17 protein-coding genes are annotated in these 23462 nt (G+C 48.3%); 8 read left to right on the top strand and 9 right to left on the bottom strand.

Annotated elements, in window-relative coordinates; translation table 11 throughout:
• Positions 1-9: 9 nt before the first annotated feature.
• Positions 10-5982 (bottom strand): di-heme oxidoredictase family protein, encoded by a 5973-nt coding sequence (locus SG35_RS17010; RefSeq protein ID WP_053042874.1) that lies wholly within the window; start codon positions 5980-5982, stop codon positions 10-12.
• Between the two features lie 624 nt (positions 5983-6606).
• Between SG35_RS17010 and SG35_RS17005 the strand changes: the two genes are divergently transcribed.
• Both SG35_RS17005 and SG35_RS17000 read left to right on the top strand, forming a co-directional pair.
• On the top strand, positions 6607-6729 hold the full coding sequence (locus SG35_RS17005; protein ID WP_269082165.1) for a hypothetical protein: 123 nt from the start codon (positions 6607-6609) through the stop codon (positions 6727-6729).
• Between the two features lie 270 nt (positions 6730-6999).
• Positions 7000-7473, top strand: coding sequence for a c-type cytochrome (locus SG35_RS17000; protein ID WP_044831671.1), 474 nt, complete (start codon positions 7000-7002; stop codon positions 7471-7473).
• Between the two features lie 140 nt (positions 7474-7613).
• On the opposite strand, the gene SG35_RS16995 is transcribed toward SG35_RS17000, so the two are convergent.
• The 4 genes from SG35_RS16995 to SG35_RS16980 form a co-directional block, all read right to left on the bottom strand.
• Positions 7614-8312 carry a cytochrome b/b6 domain-containing protein gene (locus tag SG35_RS16995; RefSeq protein WP_044831670.1) on the bottom strand — a complete coding sequence of 233 codons (699 nt, stop codon included), beginning with the start codon at positions 8310-8312 and terminating at the stop codon, positions 7614-7616.
• A 161-nt stretch (positions 8313-8473) separates the two neighbouring features.
• Positions 8474-9229 carry a substrate-binding periplasmic protein gene (locus SG35_RS16990; RefSeq protein WP_274055101.1) on the bottom strand — a complete coding sequence of 252 codons (756 nt, stop codon included), beginning with the start codon at positions 9227-9229 and terminating at the stop codon, positions 8474-8476.
• 389 nt (positions 9230-9618) lie between these two features.
• Positions 9619-9900, bottom strand: a complete 282-nt coding sequence (locus SG35_RS16985; RefSeq protein ID WP_044831668.1) for a hypothetical protein — start codon at positions 9898-9900, stop codon at positions 9619-9621.
• Between the two features lie 491 nt (positions 9901-10391).
• A complete protein-coding gene (locus SG35_RS16980) occupies positions 10392-10787 on the bottom strand; it encodes a hypothetical protein (RefSeq protein ID WP_044831667.1) in 396 nt (131 codons plus the stop codon).
• Between the two features lie 910 nt (positions 10788-11697).
• Here SG35_RS16980 and SG35_RS16975 point away from each other — a divergent pair.
• The 4 genes from SG35_RS16975 to SG35_RS16960 all read left to right on the top strand — a co-directional run bounded on the left by SG35_RS16975 (position 11698) and on the right by SG35_RS16960 (position 17879).
• Positions 11698-12966 carry a trypsin-like serine protease gene (locus SG35_RS16975; protein ID WP_053042873.1) on the top strand — a complete coding sequence of 423 codons (1269 nt, stop codon included), beginning with the start codon at positions 11698-11700 and terminating at the stop codon, positions 12964-12966.
• A 379-nt stretch (positions 12967-13345) separates the two neighbouring features.
• The gene (locus SG35_RS16970) at positions 13346-14563 is read left to right on the top strand and encodes a hypothetical protein (RefSeq protein ID WP_044831666.1); all 1218 of its coding nucleotides are present in this window, start codon (positions 13346-13348) and stop codon (positions 14561-14563) included.
• A 502-nt stretch (positions 14564-15065) separates the two neighbouring features.
• Entirely contained in the window at positions 15066-16034 is a 969-nt protein-coding gene (locus SG35_RS16965) for a hypothetical protein (protein WP_044831665.1), read from the top strand.
• Between the two features lie 105 nt (positions 16035-16139).
• Positions 16140-17879 carry a hypothetical protein gene (locus tag SG35_RS16960; RefSeq protein WP_044831664.1) on the top strand — a complete coding sequence of 580 codons (1740 nt, stop codon included), beginning with the start codon at positions 16140-16142 and terminating at the stop codon, positions 17877-17879.
• A 95-nt stretch (positions 17880-17974) separates the two neighbouring features.
• Here the strand turns inward: SG35_RS16960 and SG35_RS16955 are convergent, their stop codons facing one another.
• Genes SG35_RS16955 through SG35_RS16945 form a run of 3 tightly spaced genes read right to left on the bottom strand, consistent with a single transcriptional unit; the run spans position 17975 to position 21541 of the window.
• Positions 17975-19357 carry a sigma 54-interacting transcriptional regulator gene (locus SG35_RS16955; protein ID WP_044831663.1) on the bottom strand — a complete coding sequence of 461 codons (1383 nt, stop codon included), beginning with the start codon at positions 19355-19357 and terminating at the stop codon, positions 17975-17977.
• Positions 19347-19991 carry a hypothetical protein gene (locus SG35_RS16950; protein WP_044831662.1) on the bottom strand — a complete coding sequence of 215 codons (645 nt, stop codon included), beginning with the start codon at positions 19989-19991 and terminating at the stop codon, positions 19347-19349. Before SG35_RS16950 ends, SG35_RS16955 begins: the two co-directional genes overlap by 11 nt.
• Complete coding sequence (locus tag SG35_RS16945; RefSeq protein ID WP_053042872.1) at positions 19991-21541, bottom strand: sensor histidine kinase; 1551 nt, start codon at positions 21539-21541, stop codon at positions 19991-19993. The genes SG35_RS16950 and SG35_RS16945 overlap by 1 nt, the downstream gene beginning before the upstream one ends.
• A gap of 338 nt (positions 21542-21879) precedes the next feature.
• On the opposite strand from SG35_RS16945, the gene SG35_RS16940 reads away from it, so the two are divergent.
• Positions 21880-22188 (top strand): EF-hand domain-containing protein, encoded by a 309-nt coding sequence (locus SG35_RS16940; RefSeq protein ID WP_044831661.1) that lies wholly within the window; start codon positions 21880-21882, stop codon positions 22186-22188.
• A gap of 80 nt (positions 22189-22268) precedes the next feature.
• Positions 22269-22694 (top strand): hypothetical protein, encoded by a 426-nt coding sequence (locus SG35_RS16935; RefSeq protein ID WP_053042871.1) that lies wholly within the window; start codon positions 22269-22271, stop codon positions 22692-22694.
• Between the two features lie 199 nt (positions 22695-22893).
• Here SG35_RS16935 and SG35_RS16930 read toward each other — a convergent pair whose 3' ends face one another.
• A complete protein-coding gene (locus SG35_RS16930) occupies positions 22894-23379 on the bottom strand; it encodes a YrhA family protein (RefSeq protein ID WP_044831660.1) in 486 nt (161 codons plus the stop codon).
• Between the last annotated feature and the right edge of the window lie 83 nt (positions 23380-23462).

Here is a 23462-nt window from a genome sequence, read left to right as displayed (position 1 = left end):
GGCTTATGCTTATAATGAGCCGATAAATTTCAGCAATGCTGCCTTATCGTCTGCATGCAGGTTCTGATAGGCGAGGGCGGCGTTTTGCGCTTCGCCGCCGTGCCAGCGAATGGCTTCATCCAGGGTACGGGCGCGGCCATCGTGCAGGTAGCCGTGGGCCGGGGTACAGCTTTCATTGCCGTCCAGGCCAAAAGCAACGCCGCCCGGAGCACCGGTAACGCCGCCTGTGACACAGGCGCTTAAACCTATGCCCCATAACGGGGCGGTACGCCATTCGGCGCCCGTTGCCTGGCCTTCGCCTAAGTTATCGGCAAGGCCGGGGCCCATATCGTGTAACAACATATCTGTGTATGGGTAGACGCTTTGGCTGCGCAGCTCTGCCAGAGGGTGAAATTCACTGGTTTCAAAGCGCTCGACATGACAACTATTGCAGCTGATGTCATTAAAAAGCTGCTTGCCGCGAAGCACTTGCGCATCGTTATAATCCCGCTGGGATCTTACCCCTAACAGGGAAATATATTTTACCAGGTTTTCCAGGTGCTCATCGGCCAGCTGGCGGTTAGAGCGGGCACAATCGTTTTGCTCGCTGCCGCAGTCCGGAGTCGGTAAGACCGAGGTCATGACCCCCATGTCGGCATTTAAGGCCATAGCGACCTGGTGTTTGACACTGGCGTTGCCCGCTTTGTAGCCAAAACGGCCTAAACGCGTCTCTCCGGTGACCGGATCCAACACTTTTGCGGCTTTGCCCGAGATGCCGTCGCCGTTGCTGTCATTTTCATCTGCCAGGGCGAGAATGCTGGTTTCGGGGATGGCCTCAAGCAGGCCCAGACCGTTTAACTGCGGCGTGATCCGTGCCGAAAACTTATCCGGGGTGACCCCGCTGAACTGGTAGTTGGGGGCGCGTAAGCCGTCGGTTTCTGTCCATGATGCGATCGAGGGCAGACCTTCACCTGCAGCGTTGCTGGCTCGGCCCTGCAGTACCCGGCCCAGGGCAGGATGAGGGTTGCCGTTTACGTCGCCTACTTTAAAGACCCATTTCTCCAGTGTCTCGCCTGGCCCGGCCGGTACGGCGCGGCCGTTGCGCACATGGCAGCTGCTGCAACGTTCATTGATATAATGGCGCTCGGTCAAGCCGGCAACATCCTCGAAGATGCCGTTTTCTGCATTTTCATCATGACTGCCGTCGACAAAGGAGCTGTGATGGACACGGCGGCCCAACACCCAGGGCTGGCCGTTGTCGTAAGCAAGGTTGGTGGCCATCTGCTGGAAGTGGCCGTCGGGCTCTGCGGTCATCTGCACATGCAAACTGGTATCGCCGCCGGCGCGGGCAGATTCGGGCACCGGGATAGAGTCGCGCTGGAAGGTCTTGCCGCCGACAAAGGCTTCCTTGTCGGTGACATCCCAGGGCATCAGGCCTTCACCTACGATATATAAGTAGGTGGTGCCGTAATAGTTGGAGCGCCCCCGCGCCAGCGCCGACGCATCAAGGAACTGGCTGATTTCAAATTCAAGTTTGTCGCCGATTTGGATAGGGCGGTTTTCCCGGCAGTTCCAGCTGTCTTCTTTGACGTAGTTGCGGTTGTCTGTGGTGGCCATCACGCCGTTGCCGCAATATTCCGCCAGGGTGTTGTTGCCCATGTACCACCAGCGGTTTTCCGCCTGCAGGTCGTCGAGTTTGTTCAGGGTTTTGACATTCATGCGGATACTGCTGCCGCCTTTGGCAACATAATCGATGATCTCGATGGCGGCGGTGCGGTCTTCCCAGTAAAAGCTGAGGAAGTGATCATAGGCCTGGAAGTGGTTTTCCTTGGCGTGGCGATCCCGCGCACGGTCAGAAAACCGGGTGATCAGGGCATCGCCCCGGTCGAAGGTGATGGCATCGGCAAGCGGCGTATTTTCATCGTACAGGGGAACAATTTCTCCCAGCGGCTGGCCGTAAGCGACGGTCCACCAGAGACCGCTCAGGCCCTGGCCGCGGGTTTGTCCGGCAGCCGTGTCGCCGCTATAAAAATACAGGGGCTTTCCCAGGTAAGCCACCTGGAACGTACCGTTTCCCCGATCGATTGTGCTCAAATCGCTTTGCTGAGGGATGCCCGAGGGTACCCCGTCGGTAACCAGCAGCGGCGGCCAGCTTTGCGCACAGGTATCAAAGCAGTTGCTCTGGCCGGCGCTGTCGTTATCAAAGCGGTATAAGGTAAAGCCGGGAAAGGAGGAATCAGCGCCTCCCACCAGCAGGCCGCTGGCGCTGGCAACTTCCCGGTTAACCGGCGTGCTTACCGGGCAGCCGTTATTATCTACCTGGGTGCCCGATGGGGTATCGGCACATAAATCACGGCTATCGGGAATACCGTCGCCATCGCTGTCCGGATCCGGGGTATCCGGTCCGTCCGGCGCTGACGAAACCTGGTAGGTGGGCTGGGGCGGAGTATCTATGGCGCCTGTAGGCGTGTTATAGGTAAACCAGTAATCTATGCTGTCTCCGGGATTCAGCCCTGCTACGGTATAGGTTTTTTGACTGCCGGCGGCCACCATAGTGACGTTTTGCTGGGCACCATTGTTGACCTTGTAGTGGACTATGGCCCAGTCGCTGGTGTTGACATAAAAGCTGACTGAGCTGGTGCTTGGCTGGGTAATGCCAAAATCATCGTCAGGGGTAGGCTCAGGTTCGATTGCCGGGCAGCCTGAGTTGTCGACCTGGGTGCCCGCAGGCGTACCCGGGCATAAATCACTGCTGTCCGGCACACCGTCGCCATCGCTGTCGTTTGGGGTGGTGTTGCCCGTGACCGTGTAGCTGGGCTGGGGCGGGGTATCAATAGCGCCGGTTGGCGTGTTGTAGGTAAACCAGTAATCTATGCTGTCTCCCGGGGCGAGGCCGGTGACTGTGTACTCATTGCGCGAGCCGTTGTCTGTCATTTGCACGTTGAGTTGGCCTGCGCCGTTTACCTGGTAGTGCACTATCGCCCAGTCGTTGGTGTTGACATAAAAGGTGACCGAAGTGGTAGCGTTTTGTGTAATGCCGAATTCCTGTACGACCAGGGGACAGCCGTTGCCATCGACCTGGGTGCCTGGCGGGGTGCCCGGGCACAGATCTAAATTGTCGGCAACGCCGTCGTTGTCACTGTCGGGAACCGTTACCGGGCAGCCGTTGGCATCGACCTGGGTGCCTGGCGGGGTATCCGGACATTGATCTAAGTTGTCGGCAACGCCGTCATTATCACTGTCGGAAAGCGTTACCGGGCAGCCGTTGGCATCGACCTGGGTGCCTGGCGGGGTGTCCGGACATTGATCTAAGTTGTCGGCAACGCCGTCGTTGTCACTGTCGGGAACCGTTACCGGGCAGCCGCTGGCATCGACCTGGGTGCCTGGCGGGGTGTCCGGACATAGATCCAGGCTGTCAATCACGCCGTCGTTGTCACTGTCGGTAACCGTGGCCGGACAGCCGCTGGCATCGACCTGAGTACCCGGGGGGGTATTCGGGCAAAGATCTATGGGATCGGCGACACCGTCATTGTCGCTGTCTGCTATTGCGATACCTGCTCCCTGGGCCATGCTGTTTGCCGGGACCACCAGGCCTTTGCCGTCGCTAAAGAGCAGGGTTTTAGCCGTATTTCCGGCATTATAGGCAACATAGGTTTTCACGCCGTTTTTATTAAACACCAGGCCCAGGCTGTGACCCACCGGCCGTATGCTAAAGTCGGGCTGTCCCAGTAGTTGCAGGGATTTTATATGGTGGTAGGTATGCGCCCTGGACTCGCCAAACTCGATGCCCAGTGCCGGGTCGATACCGTTTACCGGATCGTCTTCGATATTGGTGGACTTCCAGCGGGCAAGGGCGGCATCCGGGTCGGCAAACGCCAGGTATTCGCTGATCAAATCCTGCCAGCGGTCCCGCATCAGTTCCTTGTCTTCCTGTCCGCCGTTGCCGTCCCAAAGTTCATATTCGCTCCAGATGGCATCGAAGTTTCGTTGGACAAAACCCGGGTTTTCCCCCAGGTACATGGAGGCGGCGGTGATAGGTAAAAAGTTGATGGCATGGGTCTGGACCGGGTCTTCTGTCCACCAGGTGCTGTGATCATAACCGCCGCCCCAGACCCGGGAGGCTTCGACATTGGGGTAATCCTTATGGCCGATATCGCCGTAAAGGTTAAACCAGTAGCTGTTGGCGGTCTCGACTTCATGGGTGTAGAGGTAGATCCCCAGATCCCGGATGGCCTTATCGCCGGTGGCTTCTCCCCAGAGGATCAAACCGGCCCAGGCGTTGATGCCTTCGGAGGAAGCTTCGTTATTGTTGCCTCCGGCCCAGACGCCGTCCGGGTCGTGGGGCACGGTGCCCGATGCCCAGGAATGGCCTTCATAGATATCAAAATTACGCAAAAACGGATAGCGGTTGCTGCCTCTGTCATAACCGGCGATATCATTGATCAGCTCTTTGACCATACCGCCCCAGTTTTCGTCCTGGGCCCAGTCGGGATCCCGCAGGGCGATCTGGGCGGCGGCATTGATCCAGTAGCCGTAATGAAAGTGATGGTCGTTGAGATCGTTATCCGAGCCATAACTTGCCGGGTAACCGATCAAGGTGCCGTAGTCCTGGTTGTAATAAAAATAACTGTCCGGCGTGGGTTTATTACCGTCAAACCAGTATTCCAGCTGGTCTTTTAAGCTGCTAAGCATATCGGTTGTCATGGGGGCTACCCCACTGTCGCTGTCATCAAGCATATCGGCAATGCCGATCAAGCCGGAAAGGCGGTTAAGATTTTTGCCCATCCAGTAGGTATCATAACCGGTATTGCCGCCATCGGCCCCGGGTTGGATAAACTTGGGCGTTAATGACGCGCCGTAGCCGTAATAATCTGAAAGGTGCCCGGTGATCTCAGCCACGGCAGCGGCATCGGGCAGGTCAGGCATCCGGGGTAAAATACCATGGTAATCCATCACTGTGGTGAAACTGTTGCCGGCGACAAGCTTCATGATGCCGCGAATACTCTCATATTGGCTGCCTGTGGTGTTGCCGCTGAGATTACGCCACTGGTGCGGGTAGAGCGCCATCAGGGTACCGCTATTATTGCCTTCGCTTTTGGCTGTAGTCGTTACCTGATATTGGGTGCTTACCTGACCACTGCTGTCGCTTACCGACCAGGAAACCCGGGTATCGGTCACAAAGTTATAGGCTTTATCGGCAAAGGCTAAGAAAGTGGTGTTGGTGCCATCGGGCAGGCCGGCGACGGTGAAATAATTTTTGCCTTCAGGCAGGTCAGCGCTGATTTGTGTGGCAGAAATGCTCCAGCTGGTGCCTGTAGGCGCAAATAAACCATAATGGTTATAGTGATTTGCTACCGGATCCCATATCCGGATATGGAGTTGGTGGCCATTATTGCTGACGATATTCATGCTGGTGCCGCGCTTTAAGCTTACCACAGGCTCGCTACCGGTAAATTCAAAAAAAGCATAGGGCAGGCCATGGCCTATGGTGGCTTTCATTGCCTTGTCGCCATTGGCCATCACCAGATCATAACTCCAGTCGGTGATTTTATCCGCCCTAGCATCGTTCGGGGCGAAAGTTGATGGTTTTACCACTAAATCGACATTGCCGTCATGCATACGCCTGACGGAAGTTTCCCCCATGTTATCAACGCTGCCGATGGACAGCGGCGGCAGGCTGATTTCCAGGCCTTCATTAGTGGCTTTAAAGCTTAACGGATGGGCATAGAGGGATTTGGAAAAGGGATCCATGATCAAGCTCGATGCCCAGTCGTTAGTAGGGACAGGGCCGGTGAAGTTTGCCGTTAAATAGGGATTTTCCGGTGTTGTCCGGCTCGAGCGGGCAAAGGGTCCCTGCCAGTCAAAAATTTGCTCGCCGACGGCTTCGAGGCTGACGGCACCCGCACCGATTTGCTCTGTTGGCCAGTCAGCACCCTGAGCGGGGGCTATCAGGGTCGTCAGGGTCAATAAGGTGACGGGCCACCCGGGGCGTATTAACCTCATTGGCTGTCGCCATGGCCAAGAGTTACTCGTTGTTTTCATTGCATTATTCCTTATTGTAATTATTTTAGTGTTTTAGTTCTATTCGTGGTGTAATCGCTAAGACTTACCATTGTCGCCGGGTTATTTTGTTGGCATAAATCCAATGTCTGAAAGAAACAAAATAAACTGTAAGCGCTTACATTTTTATTTAAATAATTATCGGAAAAATTTAGGCTTTAGTTTATTTTTTATCTGTGTTCCGTTACCAGTAAAAAGTGCTCTCCTCATTAGCAGGAAAACTATAGACTAAAAAAAACACAAATGAAAGCGCTTACATGCGTGTTTTTTTACAATAAACAATAAGAGCGTTTATTAAACCGGGCTTATAAATGAACACTGGGGCGTTATCAGGATGTCATTGTCTGTAAAGGGAAATTAATTTGATTGCCATATAAACGGTGTGGGTATACAGAGGTTTCCAAAACTTATTATGAAACGGCAGGTACGGCCCTTATTTTATATGTCATGGCCAAAGGCTCGTCGATGGGTATCTTTGCTGAGGATACTAAAAATACGATGATTAAAGGTGCTGATGGCCTACTGGAATAAACGTTTGGCTGGAACAGGAGTAAAAGCAAAACCAAAGTGAAAGACACCAGCACAGGTGCGAATCCGGCTCCCTGGCGATATGCGATTGTTCCCGGTAAAACACAAGTGGATTATGGGGTCGATGTATGCCTGTTACCGGCATCCGAAATTATCGAGTAAAAATAGCTATGGTGCAGGCAGTGGCAGTGGATACTCATTTCTCGGTAAGAATTCAATTGATACTTTTTTGGCCTGATAGCCGGGGGAAAGCTCCTCTGGTGACTGAATAAAGTTAAATATTCACTTTTCATTGATAAATATATTGTGGCATGATCTAAACTGAACCTGTTTGAGAAAAATCAGGGAAAGAGTCAATGTGTAAAGCATGTCCAAAATAATGAAATCAGCATCAGCTGATCATAAGAGTTGAAAGATAATAATTGAGGTTTTATGAAGTTTATCAAAGTATCTGTTGCCCTTGCTACCCTCGTTTCATGTGCGGCCTTTACCGTAGTGGCAGAGCCGGCAAAGTCATTAAAGCACGCGAAAAAAGCCACCGAATTACGCCAGTCGGTCTTTAGTTTATTGGGCAGTAATATGGGACCTTTAGGGGCCATGGCCCGGGGAAAAATGCCGATGGACCCGGTGGCCGTGGAAAAACATGCCACGCGCATCAATCAGTTATCATTAATGATTGCCGATTACAGCAAAACAGATACTTCCGGTTTTAAAGTGGAAACCGAAGCGCTGGATAAAATCTGGAAGCATGGCGACGATTATAGCAAGCGTATTAACGACTTAACCCTGGCTTCAGCCAAATTGCAAAAAGTGGCTGCGGCGAAAGACAGTTCGGCCATTAAAGGGGCTATCGGCGGTGTCGGTAAAACTTGTGGCGGTTGCCATGATGACTTTAAAGCGGAATAAAACTTAGCTACTGAGCTTTTTTTGTTATAGCGAGTTGGTAACCGCGAAGGTGTAAAATAAGAAATGCCGCAACCTGGTTTTAATTAGTCAAAGGTTGCGGCATTTATTATCCGTTATGATTTGCTCAACCCTGGCAAGAATTAATAATAATACTCCGTTATCTCGGGGGCATTGAGTACCACCAGCCAGTATACAAAGGCCGCCGCGGCTATTACCACAACACATGCCAGCACCAGGCGCGAACTGCTGATACCATCTTCCGGTGATACTTCCGGCGCGGATTTTTTCCCTGTGATCATAGGCACCACCAGGTTTTGTTTTTTCACCCGCCAGTAATAGCCAATGGCCAACAGGTGCAGGCCAATGGACAGCCAGATGTAGTTAAAAACATTATGGTGCAGGGTATTCATTAACTTTTCCGTTTCACTGTCCAGGCTGCCGTAATAGGGGCCGGAAGAAAAAACATCATCACTGATAAATAATCCGCTGATCGCTTGAAGCGATACCAGGGTGATCATGGTTAATACCATCAGGCTACCAAGCGGATTATGTCCGGGAGAAGGGCTTGCGGTACCTTGTTTGATACTTTTAAGGTAATGAACAAGTTTGATCGGCGAGGGCACAAATTGAGTAAACCTGGCATGTTTGGGGCCGATAAAACCCCAGCACACCCGAAAGATGAGTAAACCCAGGGCTAAATAGCCCAGTTGCATATGATATTCAATGTATTTCCCTTCCTGGCCCGAGGTATACCAGGCGCCGAGCATGGTCAGGGCAAAGCTCCAGTGAAACAGGCGTACCGGCAGGTCCCAAATTAAATGTTTACTTGTCTGTGGCATAGGTGTCCTAAGTATGGTTAACTGCATTGCGCTTAGGCGCGCGTTATTCGCGAGGAAATTCCGGCTATTTTAGCGAATTTTTTCCGGTTGTGCATTTACTCTTGTGCTTGCGGGGCCGGGCAGGGCTGTTGCTGGTGCTAAATGTTGTCAGGCGGTTAACTTTATCGTGATTTTTTCTTGGGGTAAGCCGAGCCTGAATCCAGGTGATATTGTTGCCATAAACGTTTTAGTGAGCCATTGTCTTTTAACTGCTTTAACAAGTGGTTGAAGGCTTTGACGGTTATCGGGGAGTTTTTCCTGATCAGGGTATTGTGGGTATAACGCTGGTCTAATTTATCTGAAATGAGGAATCTGTTTCTGATGTGCGGATGCCGGTAAAAATACTGCTGTAAATAAGAGCGGTTGATGACGGCAATGTCGACTTTTTCGTTAAGCAGTAAATCAATATTGCTCTGGTGGCTTTCAGATAAGATAATTTCATGGCTAGAAGCTATTGCGACTTCATCTATGTTGTAGTCCAGAAAACGATAGTGATAACCGAGAATGCCGGCGATGATTTTATCCGTGATATTGTCAAAATACTTTTGTCCGCGTCCCGGTTTTTGCAGGGCAAGATAAATTTCTTCACCGGTGAGGTAGACCTCGGAAATTTCCAGCGGAAAGTCTTGCCAGCCCCAGGCTAAATTTTCAAAGAAAATGACATCGTATTTTTTAGCGCTAAAGTCCTGGTAGCGGCGTTTCGCCGTGGTGAGGGTAAAGTTAAACTGGTACTGGTCTTGTTGGCGGTTAAGGATTTCCAGCATTGTCAGGGTGATACCGCTGGCCTTACCTTCGGTAACTTCGACAAAGGGGGGATAATAATAACCGCCGACATTCACTTGGATTTTAGCCGATAAACTGGCGCTGAAAAAAAGCAATGCCAGAATAACCGCGATTGCCGGTTTACTGCTAGGTAAGTGCGTAAAAACCCGGTAAGTCATCAGTAAATAATAAATGAAGTATGCTAAGTATGTTTAGTATAGGTACTGACAATAATTTTTGTTTTTTGCTGAGGCATCATTGTCTATATAGGGCTTTGTTTGCATTTAGTGTTGCTGTTAATTATTCACCACGGTATAGACTGGGGTATGAAAAGTTCCGCTATAAGGGGGATTATCACGACATTAGGATTGGTAGCCAGTAGCGATAAAAGGTATGGATTGCAGTTAATGGCGGGCGGGTCACTGACATAGCTGAAACTAATATTGCCGTTGACTCGCCCGCTTTTTGCTCCGTTTAAGCCTTACTCAATTTTACGTAGTTAACATTACTTCTTGCGGTTAAGCACTCTCCAGCACTCCTGTGTTTCTTCTATTTTCTCCCGGTAGCCGATAACCTGATATTTGAGCCAAAAACACAGGTGCCTGATACCTTCACTGGTGTGCTCCGTGATGCATTCTGGCTCGCGGGTAATCGCTGCGAATGCATCGAACAGGAAGGCGCATTCTTCGCTGAATTTGCTAAAGTCTTCACGCAGGTTGGCAAAATCGTCCGACAGCTGCTCCCTTTTGACGGCATCCTCCGTCAGGGGTAACTTTGATTCAGACATGGCAGCTTCCTCCCTTGCGACTTAACGGCGTATAGCTGTTGCCATAGACTGGCGGTGGAAACTTGGTTATGGGGGTTGGTATATTTTCTGTTAAAGAAACTTTAACCGAGTGAAACTCTGGCATATCATTAGGATTAGCCATGATAGATACCTCTGTTTATCTGTTGTGGTTAGCTGTCTCTGAGTGGTGGTGCACTTAGGGGCAGCGCTTGGTTTATTTGCAGATTCTCTTCTTTAAACACCTCCGCTGACGGGGAATTCACCTGTTAGTGATAGTACAAAATACCGGAAAAATCTCCCTGGGCTGGCATTTAATATTTATGCCAATTGCCCGCACTGTATCGATAGCAGTACGAAAGGTTCAACTATATGAAATGTATGGATAAAAATAGAGTTCGCGACTTGTTACAGGGCAGCAACAGTCAACGCAAACATAGCCCTGTAAAGCCAGATAATGAGGCTGAAAATCAGCCTCATACCCAAGTTAAGATTTAATTAGCCTGAGGCTTGTTTAAGTAAGCATCCCAGGACCAGGGGCTTAACTCAAAGATTTTGTCTGAGTTGGTGTTACCGTTTGCACAAACGTCTGCGAAACCGCTAATCACGACCGGTAATTTTTCACTGTAAGAACGTTGTAACATTTGATACTGCTGAGGCATTACCGGGGATGACATATCCAGATCCCAGGTCATGGTGCCGCCGTCGATAATACAAGATTCAAAGGTGGAATAGTCTTTCATCACATCAAGACGGACATAGATGTCGTGATCGCCATTATCACCCGAGCGCAGGTGTATTTCACTGACCGTACCGTAAACGTCATTGGCGGCATAGGCATTAACTGAGGCCATAGCAGCTACTGCCAGGGCAATTCCTTTAAAATTCATTAAATTCTCCATTGTGTTACTTAATAGGGAACTAAGCTTCCCTATTGGTCGATATAGTATAACGAGTGTTTTATTTGGTTATCAAAAGGTTGTAATGGTGTGCAATTGTTGTTAATTGATTTTGTGGTGGCTTATAAAGGTGCTGAGCCAGGGATAGCAGCACTTGATTGTATTTTATTGATTTTTATTGATTGTGTTTGTTTTGTTGTGGTAGAGAAACATATGCATGTTTTATGAACAACTACCAGGCTTGCTATCAATAAATCCCACCGGCTAGATTCACTTTGAACGGATAAAATTAAATTTTTATTTGGTAATTATAGCCTGGTTGTTCGGTGTCTTTTGGTGCACTAATTCTGTATTTAAGGCTCCTGAACGGGGTGTGGTTATCCGAGAGTTTATCTAAGATTTATGCTTTTTTGTGTCGGCTGGGTATGGAATTGGTAAAGAAGCATTAATGCTCAGTTACAGGTATTTGTCTGGAAAAAGCTGGTGCCATATCGGGTACAAGCGTAAGTGGGAGTCTTGGCTTAAATAGGTTTTTGTTGCCGTCAGCAATTTTATTTAGCGCAAGCTATTAGCTAAGGCTTTAGTAAAGTCAGTAGCAAATAAAAAATAATGCACTATAGCCTTTTTCTATGACAGTAAAGTGAAAGTGGTACTTTTTTCTTAAAAAACTGTCATATAACCAAACTTTTTTATCGGATTCTTCTTTTGTGTTTAATTCTTTGTTTTTGCTGTCTTTTGGTTCTCTCTTGTCTGTTGTTGCTCGCTGTTTAAGCAGATGTTGATGAAAAATAAAGCTTGATCGAAATTTGATCTGAGATTATATCTAAGGTGCGTCTCGGATGGCGTGTGTTGAAAAATAAAATTATAAAGCATTATAAAATAATAAAATAAAGGAATGATCATGTTGAAAGAAGCGAAGAAGACTCTCAACGGCAACAAGCTGAGCTGGATGTTAAAAAGTACAATTTTAGCAAGTGGCTTTGTCTCTGCTGCCGGTTATTGTTTGTCTGAAGTTGAGAAGCCCGCCCGGGATGTCGGTATCCAGATTGTCGGCGGCAATGTTACTGCTCCCTATTCAAAACCCCATCAGGTTGCGTTATTGCTTAACGGGCAGCAGGGCTGTGGTGGTACCTTGATCAGCAGTGAGTGGGTGTTAACGGCAGCCCATTGTTTAGGCCAGGTTTCAACCAATACCCTGACGGTAAAAGTTGGTGCGCATAATCTCAGGGCCAATGACGGTGATACCCACAGGGTAAGCCAGATCATTACCCATGAAAACTGGCGCTCCGGCGGTTATCAAACCGGTTATGATATTGGCTTATTACGCTTGGCAACGCCGGCTGACAGCCAATATACCCCGGCAAAACTGCCTACGGCAGCTATTGAAAGTCAATATGCCGGTGTCGGCAGCTACGTGACGGTTTCCGGGTGGGGACTTACCAGCAATAACGGCAGCCCAAGTGATGTCTTAAGAGAAGTTGCCTTACCGGTATTGTCAAATGCAAGCTGTAGCAGCCAGCTGCAGTCTAATGTGCCCAATTCGGTGATCTGTGGTGGCGGTCCTAACGGTACTTCGGCTTGTAATGGCGACAGTGGTGGTCCGTTTGCGGTTAATGCCAATGGCGATGTTTACAGCATAGGCACCGTGAGCTGGGGCCGGTCATGTCAGGGGGCAACGGCGTTCACCCGTACCAGCAGTTATACCGACTGGATCGAGCGTAAAACCGGTATCACCGCAGGTCCTGGTGGCGATGAAAAGCCGGTGGCAAGGTTTAGCAGTATGGTAACGGGTAATAATGTCAGCTTTAGTAATGGTTCAACGGACGATAAAGGCATAGAGAGTTATTCCTGGGACTTTGGCGATGGTTCGCAACTCTCAAGTGCTTACGAGCCAAACCACTATTATGCTCATGATGGCGACTATATCGTGACTTTGACGGTAACCGACACTAAAGGGCAAACGGGAACGACTTCCAACCTGGTTAAAATAGGGAGTGTTGATACTGGCTGTGATGGCCTTGCACCCTGGAATAGCGCGACTATTTATGCGCTAAACGATGTTGTCAGCTACCATAACAGAAAATATCAGGCTATTTGGTGGTCTGCCGGCGCGCAACCGGATATTTTCAGCAATGTCTGGAGATATTTAGGGGCATGTACCGACAGATAGTAAAGCCCGGGTAATTAAGTACCGCTATGTTGTTTATCATTAAACCCTTTCTTTTGATGATTTAATGAAATAGCGGTCTTTGTTTAACACCTTGATGTTATTGGTAATATATTCATGTCCGCGAATACTCGCTTCCTTAAGTAAAACCGTGAGCCGGGTTGTAGCGTATTCACCGGGCAGGAAGTAAAACCTTCCAATAATATTTTGAGCCAAACATGGGAGCCCGGATGTGCTCCTTTGTTTTTATCAGCCTGGTTTAGCCTGCTTTATACAGGGTTAATTTCCTTTAATATCATCAGCTATGATACAGTAAGGTCATAAAAATGAAGCAGCGCCATTTGTTAGGTCACTAATAAAAGCTACGCCACTAATAAAAACTATGTCATTAAAAAAAGAAGATATTGTCGCCCTGGGCCGTACCGGGGAAAATTTAAAAAATGTATTGCGTCATTTAATTGCTAAATTTCCACAAGCAGCACAATCTATTTCAGGTATGTCTGCCTGGCTCGATTATAATCGTTCGAATTGCCAGAGGCTGCTAAATGCCATACAAAAAAGTGAAAACGGCCAGCAGGTATTGTGTTTATTGCCGGGCATTTCGGGATTAGAAGAATTTATCACTAAGGTCTCAGGCCGGCTGCAGGAGGCGCAGTTAATGCTTGAAGCCGAAAAGGCTGTCCAGGTCTTTAACCAGCAAATCAGGTTATATGCCCGCAGTCATGCTGAGCTTAAACGTTTATTGACTGATGCCGGCAGCAGCAGTGATGAAAGTAATCAAGCTTTAACGGCGGAAAATAAAAGAAAGCAGCATTTTCTCAGCTCGAAACAGCTTCTAGACTCATCGGTCGATACCTTGTTTGCCTGCCATGTGTTAACGGAAAACAGCTTTGATAAAGAGTTTCTGCAGGAAGTGGCGCTGGTATCGAAAAGGGGCATTATCCGCAGCAAAGAAGCGCCGCCTTTTGTGCAGTTTTACACCCATCCCAATCCAGAGGGGTTTACCGCGCCGGATCAGATCTCTGCCGATTCCCGTATTGAAAACAATCAGTTTCGTATCGGTATTATTGAGGAATTTTCCGATCCGGCTCTCAGTGATGCCTACTCCAGTTATTCCGCCAGCAACTCCGCCATTGTCTTTAATGATGTTAATGAAGGCGGTCCTTTTGATGCCAGTTTTTTATTTACCAATCCCGATGAACTGGCGAACCCTTTAGTACACCAAAGCCAATGCAGCTCCACCAGCATCAGTATTAAAAACCCCACCGAAAAACTGGTGATGATGGTATTTTTAGATAAAAAACTCGATATGCGCAGCTCGGTTAATGTCGGTTGCTACCTGGGGAACCAAAAGGTTGAAGAGGGTAAGCTCAGGGCAGACGAATTGTGGACCGAGCGCCTGGCAGAATTTCCCGAGTTAAATGTTTTACATGCCTCATCGCCGCGGGCAAGAAATGTCGCCGGTTTAGATATCGGTGAAATGAGCGATTACCTGTTTAATTTTGCCCACCTTAACAAGGATGATTTTGTCTGTTATATGATGGAAGTTAATTATCCTGTCTGGTCCTCTACCTATCGTATCTATTTTGAACACAGTTAATTGCAACTGAAAACTCTCCCGGGGGCAACGTTTTTACCCGGGGGAGTATAGTTCGCATAACTTTTTTTGCTAAAACCTCTGTTTATCCTTTGCGGTTTTTAGTGTCTTTTTTATCAAAGCCGTTTATCTGGTCATTTATCTGCTCTTCGTTCTGAAATGAGGCGGTACTCGTCATTGCAACACCCCCTTGTTTTTGAACACCAGCTGTGTGCAGCTATAGGTAGGTGACAAATACACTCCCTTTGTCGCACTGTTGGAAAATGTCAGTCAAAGATTGATTTGCTGTGGTAAATAGCTCACCTTTGCAACGGGGTTTGTAAGCTCTCCTGTACTCTTTTGTTTACGAAAATCAGTGTGAATTTTAGATAACATTGACGTGAAGTTTACATTAAGAATGCTGACCCCGGCTTTTTGTTTTTGTTGTTTGTGTTAGTTTACGTCGCGCAATGATAACGCTGTCATTGTGAGCGAATAGCAGTATTACTAACACAAGGAAAGTTTAATGAAAAAAATAACCATGATCCTGCTGGCCTCTGCCGGTATGGTTTTTTCTGCAACCAGTATTGCCGGTATCTATCAAAATCCTGGCACGGTGGAATTTGCCACCCGTATGGCGACCAAACACAGTGTGATCGATAGCAGTAGGCAGCACAGGGAGCAGGAAGGCTGGATGAATGTCGCCACCACAGATGAGGGGGCGACTTCGGGTTTTTATCAGGCAGAAAACTGGTTCCGTATACATAAAAGCACGGTGAAAATCGGCTCGGGCCTGGTGTCTTTTGAGTTTGATCCCGCCAAACTCGATTGCACCCAGGGTTTTAGTTTTAACCTGGAAGTGGGGGAAGATACGGCTGCCGTGTTTAAACCTGACTGTGACGACTTGCTTAATGCGTCGGTGAGTTATCCGATAAGCCACACTTTTGATCTTATCCCCGAGGTGATAAAACCTAAAGTGGTGGTGCCGCTTGATCCTCTGGGTTTGGTTCAGGTAGGGGTAAAATTTGGTATCGGGGTTGAAGTCGGGGCCGATTTTACCGTCGGCGGTGTTATCGGCGGCTATGATAATGACCAGCCTTTTGAGTCTGGCGGTGTTCGCCGTCCGGATTATATTTACGCTTCTGTCGAACCTTATATTTCCGGGCAAGTGGACGGTGCGGCCTATACCACTATCGGTCACGGCATTGCCGAAGCCGGGGTTAAAGGCAAACTTAACCTGGTGACCGTGAAAAGCAAGGGTTATATGGAAGCGGGGATCCGGCGTGTTGAAGTAGAAGAGGATGTCGTGGAACAGGGCTTTCTTGAGTTAAAGATCTCCGGTGAGTTATCCGGCGGTGACGGCAAAGTTGATGCCTATTGCCATAAGCTATGGGGATTAATTAAGTTCAACACTAATTTGATGAAGTGGGATCCGCTTTATCGTTATGAACATACCTTCTTTGAATATGCCAGCCCTGTATGGGAAACCCTTTAATAAGGATTATTAACTCGCTGATATCAGTGAGTAAGATGATGTGAGGGGGAAGTTCCCCCTCATCTACTTGAGTGAATTTCAGAAGATGGTTCAAGGAAGATAGCAATGAAGCAACCGGTATCAAACTTTCTCTTATACGCTGTTTTTGGTGTTTTTATTAGCGGCGGGTATTGGTTTTACCAGCAGTTAAGTGCTGTGTCCCAATCTGGCCAGAGCGCTATGCCTGCCAGGCAGGCCGCAGCTGACAGGAGCCGGCAAGAGCGCTCCTTGCCGGCAACTAAGGGGGCTGATTCAATACATGCCTTACTCGGCTTTGACTATAACATTACCACTGAGGTGGTAAATAATGATCAGGTGGAGCTGGCGAGCTCTGTCTTTAGCGGAAAGTTGGTGTTAAAGCGTGTGCCGGCACAAAATAACCTGGATACTTCAGCTCCTGAAAAACAGGGGGCAGCGCCGTTTATCTGGCAGGGGCAAATTCTCGACGGGCAATTAAGTCAGGCGGGTAAAACAAAGCAATTTGACCAGGCGATATTATTTACCGCCCAGTATCAAGAGTTTGTTTTTAATGACATCAATTTTCTTGGCTTAGATGCCGGTCATCCCGCCAATGCCGTACGTTATCTGCTTAAACAAGTCTCTTATGATCTTAAGCAGCCGATTACCATAGCAACGGCGACCGATATTGCCCGCTATCGCTATTTGCAAAGGGATAACCGCTTAAACCGGGAGCTTGAATCGCGGGAAATCTTGCACGACACTCAGCCGCAAGCGCTGAATATTTCGGTGGAAAAAGTCACCGAAGACTGGCAATTAATCCTGGATAATAACGCCTTGCCTGAAGCATTAAACAATAGCCTGACCACCTTTTACCAAAGTCAGGATGGAGGCTTTGCCGTCAAACAAAGGTTAACGGTTACCGCCCTGGATACAACAGCCCTTGAAAAAATAAATAACGGGCAAGAGGGCAGTTATAACGCGAATGCCAACAGCTCACTTGTCTATCAGGCCCCCGGACTTAATGTCCAGGCCGATATCAACTCATATGAAGCCTTGATGCAGGCGCTGGCAAAACTTGCCACTTTGCCCGATGAGGCCTTGGCAAAAAGCATAGGTAAGTATTTAATCGAACATTACAGCGCCGATGAGCTGGTGAAGCTGATGAAGATGCAGGAGAACTTTGGCGCAGAAAATAATGACAAGCTGGCTTCATTGATCATTTACAGTATCCAGAAAAACCCGGAATTTGCCGCCGAGGTGACCTTGGTGGATTTATTGGAACATCCCGAGCTTGAAACCATCAATAAGCAAAGGGTTATCATGTCGCTCGGGCGGTTTGAAGCTGTGTCGGAGCACAGCTTAAACCGATTGCAGCAGCTGGCACAAACATCGGATAATGTGTTGGCTCATACCGCGCAGTTAAGCATAGGCACGGCGGCCCGCTATAACGAACAGCAAAAAGAGAGTGTCAGTGATTATTTATCCGGGCAACTCAGGCAAAGTGACAATAAGGCGGTGACTTTATTGGCCATCAATAACAGTGGCCTCAATACCTTAAATGCCCAGGCGGTCAATTATTTAGGGGATAAATCTGCGGCGGTGAATGTTGCTCTGATAAAGCTGCTGGCAAAAGATCCCGCCTATCATGAGCAGTTGATAAATTATGCGATAGTGTCCAACCAGGCTAAAACCATTCATGCCCTCGGGCGGGCGCTGGCGGCAAAGCAATTGACGTTAAACCCGGCACAGGAGCAGCAAATATCGGCGCAAATTGATAAAACACAAACCCGGGTAGTGAAAGAGCAATTGCTTGCCTTGTTAGCGGATGAGGAACAAAGCTGGTGATAGCTCGTTTCTACTTTTGGAAGGAGAGTGAACCTACCGGCAAAGGTTGTGTTGTCAGCGGTCTTTGCCGGGGAATTTTACCAGGAAAGCTGAGCCTATTCTTCCCGAAAAGCTTCTGCCGTCAGGTGATGGCGGTTTAACAGCTTATAAAACTCGGTGCGGTTTCGCTGGGCAATTCTCGCCGCCTGGGAAACATTACCCGCGGTGAGTTTTAACAGTTTTGCCAGGTAATCGCGTTCAAATTGATCCCTGGCTTCAACGAAGGAGGGCAGTTGGGTGGTTTTATCCCTGAGGGCATTGCGCACTAAATTGGCGCTGATCAGCACTTCGGTGCTTAACGCCACACTTTGCTCCACTACATTTTGCAACTGGCGGATATTGCCGGGCCAGGGAGCAGAGATCAAAAGCTCCATCGCTTCGCCTGAAAAGCCTTTGATATCCTGGTGTACCTGCTGGGTGCAGTGATTAAGAAAATGCTGTGCCAGCAGCGGAATATCTTCACGGCGCTGGGACAGCGGCGGCAATTCCAGCTCTACTACGTTCAGGCGGTAATAGAGATCTTCCCGAAAAGTGTTATCGATAATGGCCTGCTGCAGATTTTTATGGGTGGCGGAAATGATGCGGACATCAACTTTCACCGACTGGGTGCTGCCGACGGGCCGGACTTCTTTTTCCTGCAGGGCGCGCAGCAGTTTCACCTGGAAACTCATCGGCATATCGCCGATTTCATCTAAAAATAAGGTACCGCCGTCGGTGGCCTGGAATAAACCGGTATGGTTTTTTTCTGCGCCGGTAAAGGCGCCCTTACTGTGACCGAATAATTCCGACTCCAGCAATTGCTCGGGAATGGCGGCGCAGTTAATGGCGGTAAAAGGTTTTTGGTGGCGATGGCTGGCCTGGTGAATCGCCTGGGCCAGCAATTCCTTACCGGTACCGCTTTGGCTGTGGATCAAAAGGGGAAAGTCACTGCGCGCCACTTGCTGGGTTTGCTGCAGTAAGGATTCCATTACCGTGCTGCGGCTGATGATTTTTTCCCGCCACAACTGCTGTTTTGCTTGGGTGGTTTGCGATGTCGGCTGCAGCCTAATCGCCTGCTGTACGGTTTCCAGCAATTCCTGGCTTTCAAACGGTTTGGTTAAAAAGCTGAATACCCCTTGCTTGGTGGCGTTAATGGCATCGGGGATAGTGCCGTGGGCGGTCATGATCACCACAGGCATATTGGGGTGTTGTTTGCGTATCTGTTCAAATAATGCCATGCCGTCCATGCCTTCCATGCGCAGATCGCTGATCACCATTTGCGGGTGAAAACTTTCCAGTATGCCTAAGGCGATTTTGGCATTGGCGGCGGACTCAACCGCATAACCGGCGGCAGACAAGCGGATCCCCAGCAACCTGAGCAGGCTGGGATCGTCATCGACAATCAGTATTTTTTGTTTTTCTGCGGTTACCTCCGCTTTGATCACCTTGTTATTGCCCATGTTTATCAATTGCCGTTTCTATGTTTTTCAGTTGGGTGAGTTTTTGCTGTAATTCGGTCAGCGAACTTTGCAAGCCGCCGAGCTGGCGGTTAAATTTTTGCTGGCTCAGGCCTTTTTCCTGCTCCAGGGCAGTAATGCGGGCCTGGGCATATAACTGCTCATTTAACTGGTCTTTTAACAGGCTTAATAACGCCAAATCTTCCGCCTTTAAGTAGCTCAGGGATAAGACTTCTTTGGGCAGCTGATTGAGCTGATCCTTGGCATTGTAGGGATTATAAATCGGCGAGCTTGGCAGGGCCTTTAACAGCAATAAATAAATATCATCTTTGAAGTCTTGTGCTTTTTGCGCCTGGTTTTCCCGTTGCTTTTTCGCCTGGCTGACCCGCTCGATTTCATCGAGCAGCTCGGCCGGATTAAGCTGTTTCAGTGACAGATAATATTGGCTGAAGTTTGCTGGCGACAGCGATGCCTGATTGTGGATGTTTTTTGCCCCTGTTGCCGGAGAAGGCGCTGTCAGCTGGCAGCCGCCGAGCAGTACTAAGGTGCAGAAAAATGCCGTGAACTGCCAGGTATTACCCGGTCGCTTTGATGGCATAAGCTTGATTTTATTCGCTTTCATTGGATTAAATTTCATTAGTTCTCATTAAAAATATAGGCCCGGGGTAAGGTCACGCTTACCCGTGTGCCGCTGGGAGCTAAGGTGTTACTGAAAAGCTCGATACTGCCGTTTAATCGCATCAGTAATTCCTGCACTATGGTCAGCCCCAGACCACTGCCTTTTATCTGGCTATTTTCAGGGGCCGGTCCCTGATAGAAGGCATCAAATATTTTTTGCTCTATGTCGCTGGCGATGCCGGGGCCCTGATCCGTTATGGTTAATGTCAGTTGGCTTGCTTGCAGCTCGCCGTCAAAGGTAATGCTGGCATTGACCGGTGAGTATTTTATCGCATTTGATAACAGGTTATCTAATATAACCTGCAGTTGTTTGGCATTGGTGTGCAGATAAATACCGCCAAGGGCTTGCTCTACCTTGAGCTGCTTGCGTTTGATATCGAGTTTACGCTCCTGCAATACTTTACCCAGCAGTTGCTCCAGGGAAACTTTTTCCGAGTCCTGTAAGCTGGTGGAGTCGAGCACAATATTGAAATCCAGCAGGTCTTCTATCAGGCGCTGCAGGCGCTGGACACTGTTTTTGATGATATGGCAGATCTCCTGCTGGCCGTCGTTGAGCTCGCCGACGCTGTTGTCATAGAGCAGCTCGGTGCCTTCCCGGATAGCCGCCAGCGGGGTTTTTAATTCGTGGGAGATATGGCGGATAAAACTGGACTTTTGCAGCTCCAGCGCGTGCAGCCGGGTGCGCATCACTTCCAGGGCTTCGGCTATTTCCCTGATTTCCGGAGAGCCTTTGAGAATGATTTTCTGCTCGAAATCTCCCTGCTCCAGCCGCTGAATTTTCCGGGTGAGCAGCTTCATGGGTTTAGTGATCAAAAAGATGAAAAAACCGGCAATAAGTAGGGTGACGGGAATGATCACCAGGCCTTTGAGGATGACATTACTGACTTCTTCGGCTGAGGATTTGATATAAGTTGCCTGCAGGTCGATCAGTTTATTGCTGCGCTGGTTGATTTTGTGGGTGATCGCCGCCAGGTGTTTGAATTCTTGCTGCAATTGCTCCAGGGCAAGTTCATCCGATGAGATGTTGCGCTTTTCGGTCAAAAATGACCTGTGAATATTTTCCAGGGCAAGGGATAATGCGTTGACTTCTGAGGTCAGCACCAGATCCTGGTTATCCCTGGACTGCTGGGCAAGCACGGTTTGCAGGTGCTGTTGCCGGCTTAAAAACTGTTCCTTTAAGGTTTCGTCTTTAAGCACCACATACTGGCTGGCAAAACGCTCCATTTTTCGCAAACTTTCATTAATTTCACGGTTACTTTTGATCAGGCGGGCCACGTCAAAGATGGCATTGGCGCCTTGTTTGGATAACAGATCGACCTGGACTGCACTGTAGAGTAATGCCAGCACCAGCGGCAGCGCCACCAGGGTGAAACCTAACAGGGTGAGTTTTTTGATCGACAGGGTTTCAATGCGGAAAAATTTGCTGAAAATAAATGCTCTGATGCCGCGGGGAAATAAACTTTGCCGGCGCAGCGCCTGTGCTGATTTGCTTAATTGAATGTGTTTCACGTTAGTTTTTGTTTTTTTATGATGCTGACAAAGGCCTTTTTATGTTATCCCGGAGGAAAAAACAATTCTGTCTCAAATCGGCGACAAGCTTTTTTACTGAGTTTTCGGCTTGTTAGCTCATGATTTTTAAGGTTTTTAATTTCTGATGTTCGACATTCTCCACCAATAAGTTTATCTAAATAATTTAACTGTTGCCATCCGGCGACAGTCTTCTGGGTGGGATTTTTGTTTTATATAGATAAAACAGACAGTTACAATTCTGGCCTGGTTTGTGCTCTTCTGGGGTGGCAAGAGCAATGTTGTGCTTGTTTTATCCCAGAAATGAAAACGGAAGGTGTATGAATCAGATAAGTTTACTCAAAGTCACCCTGGCGGTGTTGGCCTGTGCTTTAGTGTCTGCCATTGTCTATGCCGGCGAAGCAGCCGGTGACGAGGCGGGAGCTGGCGCTGTTGTTAAGGATAAAGCACCTAAGCGGTTTTCAAGTATTATCACGGCATTTGATACCGACAAAAACGGCAAACTTAATGAATCAGAGATCCTCGCCAGTCGCAGTAAAACCTTGCATAAAAGGTTGGCACGCATCGATCTCAACCAAGACTCGGAAATAAGTCATGAGGAGTTAATGGAATACCTCAAAAACTATTAGAGGCAAATACACTATTTGCTTATTTTCCATATTGACGGCTGCCTTATTGTCAGCAGCCGTTTTCGTAAAAGGTAAACATTATGTCAGACGATATATCACGTTATGTAAAAATAGATGACTGGATTTTTGAAGTGAAAATGGTTCGAGCCATTCGCACCGAGCGCTACGGAGAGCCCTACAGTGCCACTGCCAGTGTCAGCCTTAATGGTCAGCACGCCTTTATTGATGGTTTGATGACCAGTGATCAGGCGGAATTTACCCGGGATGACTATCAAAGTTTTCGTAAATTTTTTGCGCAAATGAATGTCGACCAGGTAAACTTTGATCGCTACAAACAAAATAAACTAAAATCCGATACCATACCGGTATTTACTTCAGTAGAAAAGCCTTCGGCAGAAAAGGTTTCGGTAGAAAAAGCGCCGAAAGAAAAAGCCCCGGTAGAAAAAGTTTCAGTGAAAGAAATACCGGAAAAAGAAGCACCGCTGTTACAGCTGGTACTTGGCTGACAGGGCATTTTCTGATTGTTTTAATATTCTACTACGCAATGATACTTGAGCCGATATAACATTATCATGCGGTGCGTAGTGTTCGATTTTCTTTTCTCAGTAAAGGTTTTCTTCGTTAATGTTTTCTCCCGGCTGAATTAAGCTTCACTTTTAACCCGTTTGCGCTTGTTATTGCCTGCGGTTCCTTACGGGGCAGGGGTTAACCGAAAAATGGCAGCGGGTTCAGGATACGCGCTTCTATGATCACCGCGTTTAATAATTGGCCGAAGCTATCAAAAAACTGTAGCGCCTTGTGCTTGTTCTGATCTAGGCATACATATTTTTTATTCTTAATGTCAAAGGCTAACCTGTACTGGCTTTCGTCGCCATAATATATATATTGCCGGTGAAAGTCTTCCTGCCAAAAGGCAAGGTTGACCTGGACAATGCCGGGTAAAAAGTACGGGTCGAGTTTTTCCGTGGTGCCGTAGATGTTGAGGCCATTAAGGGAAAACCCGTCCGAGAGTTGTAAGCACTCTACATATTCAGGAGACAAAGGTTGCTTTAAATATTTTTCACTGAGTGTAGTCAGCTGCTCCAGCGCCTGGGGTGATGCGGGGGCCAAGAGGAAGCCTTCTTCATAGGTCTGGATTTCTTCGCTATTTTTTCGCTTGAGCGAGGTGAGGATCTGATTAATATCTGTCATTAAAAACTCCTTGGCGTTTTAAGCTGCTCAACAGAAATATTTTGGCTTCGGCCTGAGATAAGGGGGGGATAAGGGAATAAATA

This window comes from Thalassomonas actiniarum (assembly GCF_000948975.2).
GTDB lineage: Bacteria > Pseudomonadota > Gammaproteobacteria > Enterobacterales > Alteromonadaceae > Thalassomonas > Thalassomonas actiniarum.
This window is presented reverse-complemented; position numbering and strand designations above follow the sequence as displayed.